This window comes from Cupriavidus sp. 05N39, assembly GCF_056397325.1.
Window position 1 is genome coordinate 1 of record NZ_JBFTNE010000194.1, and the last position, 5,455, is coordinate 5,455.

Sequence of the window (5,455 nt, forward strand, 5' to 3'; positions counted from 1 at the left end):
GCCGCAAAAGCAAAACCCCCCAGTACTTTCGTACTGGGGGGTTTCAAGGGAGAGCCTGGCGATTACCTACTTTCACACGGGTATCCGCACTATCATCGGCGTGGAGTCGTTTCACGGTCCTGTTCGGGATGGGAAGGGGTGGTTCCAACTCGCTATGGTCACCAGGCATRAACGGTGGCCGCGTTGAGCMATGTTCAACGCAGCGAATAGGGATGTAGTAGRGGTTGTGCGTATCGGCCAAGCTGCTCGTTATCACGGCAGCGGCACGCGAYACTCAACCAGCAGAAACACACTGGTTATAGGATCAAGCCTTACGGGCAATTAGTACTGGTTAGCTTAACGCATTACTGCGCTTCCACACCCAGCCTATCAACGTCCTGGTCTCGAACGACCCTTCAAGGAGCTCAAGGCTCCAGGGAATCCTCATCTTCAGGCGAGTTTCCCGCTTAGATGCTTTCAGCGGTTATCTCTTCCGTACATAGCTACCCTGCGATGCCTCTGGCGAGACAACAGGTACACCAGCGGTACGTCCACTCCGGTCCTCTCGTACTAGGAGCAGCCCCCGTCAAGATTCCAACGCCCACGGCAGATAGGGACCAAACTGTCTCACGACGTTTTAAACCCAGCTCACGTACCTCTTTAAATGGCGAACAGCCATACCCTTGGGACCGGCTACAGCCCCAGGATGAGATGAGCCGACATCGAGGTGCCAAACACCGCCGTCGATATGAACTCTTGGGCGGTATCAGCCTGTTATCCCCAGAGTACCTTTTATCCGTTGAGCGATGGCCCTTCCATTCAGAACCACCGGATCACTATGTCCTGCTTTCGCACCTGCTCGACTTGTCGGTCTCGCAGTTAAGCACGCTTTTGCCATTGCACTTTAGGTACGATGTCCGACCGTACCAAGCGTACCTTCGAACTCCTCCGTTACACTTTGGGAGGAGACCGCCCCAGTCAAACTGCCTACCATGCACTGTCCCCGACCCGGATTCACGGGCCAAGGTTAGAACCTCAAACAAACCAGGGTGGTATTTCAAGGACGGCTCCACGCAGACTAGCGTCCACGCTTCAAARCCTCCCACCTATCCTACACAGATCGGTTCAAAGTCCAATGCAAAGCTACAGTAAAGGTTCATGGGGTCTTTCCGTCTAGCCGCGGGGAGATTGCATCATCACAAACACTTCAACTTCGCTGAGTCTCGGGAGGAGACAGTGTGGCCATCGTTACGCCATTCGTGCAGGTCGGAACTTACCCGACAAGGAATTTCGCTACCTTAGGACCGTTATAGTTACGGCCGCCGTTTACCGGGACTTCAATCAAGAGCTTGCACCCCATCATTTAATCTTCCGGCACCGGGCAGGCGTCACACCCTATACGTCCACTTTCGTGTTTGCAGAGTGCTGTGTTTTTATTAAACAGTCGCAGCCACCATTTTATTGCAACCCCTTCACCCTCCTGGCGCAGGCCAGTCAAGCTACAAGGGCGTACCTTATCCCGAAGTTACGGTACCAATTTGCCGAGTTCCTTCTCCCGAGTTCTCTCAAGCGCCTTAGAATACTCATCTCGCCCACCTGTGTCGGTTTGCGGTACGGTCTCGTATGACTGAAGCTTAGAGGCTTTTCTTGGAACCACTTCCAATTGCTTCGCAGCTCTAGGCCGCTCGCCCCATATCCTTGAATTCCGCGCCCGGATTTGCCTAAGCGCCTTCTCCAATRCAGGGACCGGGACTTCCAACACCCGGACAACCTTCCGCGATCCGTCCCCCCATCGCATCATACGACGGTGCAGGAATATTAACCTGCTTCCCATCAGCTACGCATCTCTGCCTCGCCTTAGGGGCCGACTCACCCTACGCCGATGAACGTTGCGTAGGAAACCTTGGGCTTACGGCGAGGGGGCTTTTCACCCCCTTTATCGCTACTCATGTCAGCATTCGCACTTCTGATACCTCCAGCATCCTTTACAAGACACCTTCACAGGCTTACAGAACGCTCTCCTACCATGCGTGCACTCCTTTAAATCCACTCCACTTGCATCCCAACGACCATTGTTGGGCGCTTTGTCGATGCTGCGCATCGACAAGCAAGGTGCACTTAAAGGAATGCACGCATCCGCAGCTTCGGTGACTGGCTTAGCCCCGTTACATCTTCCGCGCAGGACGACTCGATCAGTGAGCTATTACGCTTTCTTTAAAGGATGGCTGCTTCTAAGCCAACCTCCTGACTGTTTTMGCCTTCCCACTTCGTTTCCCACTTAGCCAATCTTAGGGACCTTAGCTGGCGGTCTGGGTTGTTTCCCTCTTGACACCGGACGTTAGCACCCGATGTCTGTCTCCCGTGATTGCACTCTTCGGTATTCGGAGTTTGCTATGGCGGGGTAATCAGCAATAGACCCCCCAACCATGACAGTGCTCTACCCCCGAAGGTGAGACACGAGGCACTACCTAAATAGTTTTCGGAGAGAACCAGCTATTTCCAGACTTGTTTAGCCTTTCACCCCTATCCACAGCTCATCCCCTAACTTTTCAACGTTAGTGGGTTCGGTCCTCCAGTACGTGTTACCGCACCTTCAACCTGGCCATGGATAGATCGTCTGGTTTCGGGTCTACACCCAGCGACTGAACGCCCTRTTCGGACTCGCTTTCGCTACGCCTTCCCTAATCGGTTAAGCTTGCCACTGAATGTAAGTCGCTGACCCATTATACAAAAGGTACGCCGTCACCCGTTTCCAGGCTCCGACTGTTTGTATGCATGCGGTTTCAGGATCTATTTCACTCCCCTCCCGGGGTTCTTTTCGCCTTTCCCTCACGGTACTGGTTCACTATCGGTCGATCACGAGTATTTAGCCTTGGAGGATGGTCCCCCCATCTTCAGACAGGATTTCACGTGTCCCGCCCTACTTGTCGTACACCTAGTTCCACAACGCTGTTTTCGCATACAGGGCTATCACCTGCTATGGCCGGGCTTTCCATCCCGTTCTGCTAACAATGCTGCTAAAGAGTACAAGGCTCTTCCCATTTCGTTCGCCACTACTYTGGGAATCTCGGTTGATTTCTGTTCCTGCAGCTACTTAGATGTTTCAGTTCGCCGCGTTCGCTTCCCTGACCTATGTATTCAGTCAGGGATGACCCATTCRGGCCGGGTTTCCCCATTCGGACATCTCCGGATCAAAGCTTGTTTGCCAGCTCCCCGAAGCTTTTCGCAGGCTACCGCGTCCTTCATCGCCTGTGATCGCCAAGGCATCCACCACATGCACTTGTTCGCTTGACCCTATAACGAGTGTGTCTCAAACTTGCGTTCAAGCCGTGCTCGCTACAGGATGAGTTCTCGCATTTGTGCCGTATTCCAAGTCATCTTTCGATCACTTAAATACATTTTGGTTGATACAATCACAACCCGGTATCGTGTTGTACTWCAGCGTCTCATCAACGCTCACGACACCTTTACTACATCCCATATTKTTAAAGAACAGCCGTGCGAAACTTGGTCTCGCAACGTCTTGGCCAAGGCCAAAGGCAAACGCTCAATCCTAAGCGCTTGCCTTTGACGACCAATCCAAGGGGCACACCGAAGTGCGCGGTAAATGGTGGAGGATGACGGGATCGAACCGACGACCCCCTGCTTGCAAAGCAGGTGCTCTCCCAGCTGAGCTAATCCCCCATGTACTTCTGTCCGGAGGTTCAGCGTCGAACCACCATCCGTAACTTGGTGGGTCTGGTAGGACTTGAACCTACGACCCCCGCCTTATCAAGACGGTGCTCTAACCACCTGAGCTACAGACCCTTGGCTGTAACAGCAAACAAACCGATAAGTGTGAACGCTCGACTTAAGATGCACGCTCTTGAAAGGAGGTGATCCAGCCGCACCTTCCGATACGGCTACCTTGTTACGACTTCACCCCAGTCATGAACCCTGCCGTGGTAATCGCCCTCCTTGCGGTTAGGCTAACTACTTCTGGCAAAACCCACTCCCATGGTGTGACGGGCGGTGTGTACAAGACCCGGGAACGTATTCACCGCGGCATGCTGATCCGCGATTACTAGCGATTCCAGCTTCACGTAGTCGAGTTGCAGACTACGATCCGGACTACGATGCGTTTTCTGGGATTAGCTCCCCCTCGCGGGTTGGCAACCCTCTGTACGCACCATTGTATGACGTGTGAAGCCCTACCCATAAGGGCCATGAGGACTTGACGTCATCCCCACCTTCCTCCGGTTTGTCACCGGCAGTCTCTCTAGAGTGCTCTTGCGTAGCAACTAAAGACAAGGGTTGCGCTCGTTGCGGGACTTAACCCAACATCTCACGACACGAGCTGACGACAGCCATGCAGCACCTGTGTCCACTTTCCCTTTCGGGCACCTGATGCATCTCTGCTTCGTTAGTGGCATGTCAAGGGTAGGTAAGGTTTTTCGCGTTGCATCGAATTAATCCACATCATCCACCGCTTGTGCGGGTCCCCGTCAATTCCTTTGAGTTTTAATCTTGCGACCGTACTCCCCAGGCGGTCAACTTCACGCGTTAGCTACGTTACTGAAGAAATGAATCCCCAACAACTAGTTGACATCGTTTAGGGCGTGGACTACCAGGGTATCTAATCCTGTTTGCTCCCCACGCTTTCGTGCATGAGCGTCAGTGACGTCCCAGGGGGCTGCCTTCGCCATCGGTATTCCTCCACATCTCTACGCATTTCACTGCTACACGTGGAATTCTACCCCCCTCTGACATACTCTAGCCTTGCAGTCACAAGCGCCATTCCCAAGTTGAGCTCGGGGATTTCACGCCTGTCTTACAAAACCGCCTGCGCACGCTTTACGCCCAGTAATTCCGATTAACGCTCGCACCCTACGTATTACCGCGGCTGCTGGCACGTAGTTAGCCGGTGCTTATTCTTCCGGTACCGTCATCCCCCCGCTGTATTAGAGCARRGGATTTCTTTCCGGACAAAAGTGCTTTACAACCCGAAGGCCTTCTTCACACACGCGGCATTGCTGGATCAGGGTTGCCCCCATTGTCCAAAATTCCCCACTGCTGCCTCCCGTAGGAGTCTGGGCCGTGTCTCAGTCCCAGTGTGGCTGATCGTCCTCTCAGACCAGCTACTGATCGTCGCCTTGGTGGGCCTTTACCCCACCAACTAGCTAATCAGACATCGGCCGCTCCTATCGCGCGAGGCCTTRCGGTCCCCCGCTTTCACCCTCAGGTCGTATGCGGTATTAGCTAATCTTTCGACTAGTTATCCCCCACGACAGGGCACGTTCCGATGTATTACTCACCCGTTCGCCACTCGCCACCAGGATTGCTCCCGTGCTGCCGTTCGACTTGCATGTGTAAGGCATGCCGCCAGCGTTCAATCTGAGCCAGGATCAAACTCTTCAGTTTAATACCTGTGTGRTYCYKRMGRAYCTCGCTCTTTCGAGCGGTCGCTCACTCTCAGAAAACTGACTGGCTACATCCG

The 5,455-nt window shown here is 53.6% G+C and carries 2 tRNA genes and 3 rRNA genes; all 5 read right to left on the reverse strand.

Going from position 1 to position 5,455, the window contains the following annotated elements:
- Positions 1-53: 53 nt before the first annotated feature.
- Positions 54-166, reverse strand: a 5S ribosomal RNA gene (gene rrf / locus AC1DN0_RS40015).
- A 134-nt stretch (positions 167-300) separates the two neighbouring features.
- Positions 301-3,273 (reverse strand): 23S ribosomal RNA (locus AC1DN0_RS40020).
- 314 nt (positions 3,274-3,587) lie between these two features.
- Positions 3,588-3,663: transfer RNA gene (locus tag AC1DN0_RS40025), tRNA-Ala, on the reverse strand.
- Between the two features lie 46 nt (positions 3,664-3,709).
- Positions 3,710-3,786, reverse strand: a tRNA-Ile gene (locus AC1DN0_RS40030).
- A gap of 61 nt (positions 3,787-3,847) precedes the next feature.
- A 16S ribosomal RNA gene (locus AC1DN0_RS40035) occupies positions 3,848-5,379 on the reverse strand.
- Together the 16S, 23S and 5S rRNA genes with 2 tRNA genes alongside form the textbook arrangement of a ribosomal RNA operon.
- Positions 5,380-5,455 lie beyond the last annotated feature (76 nt).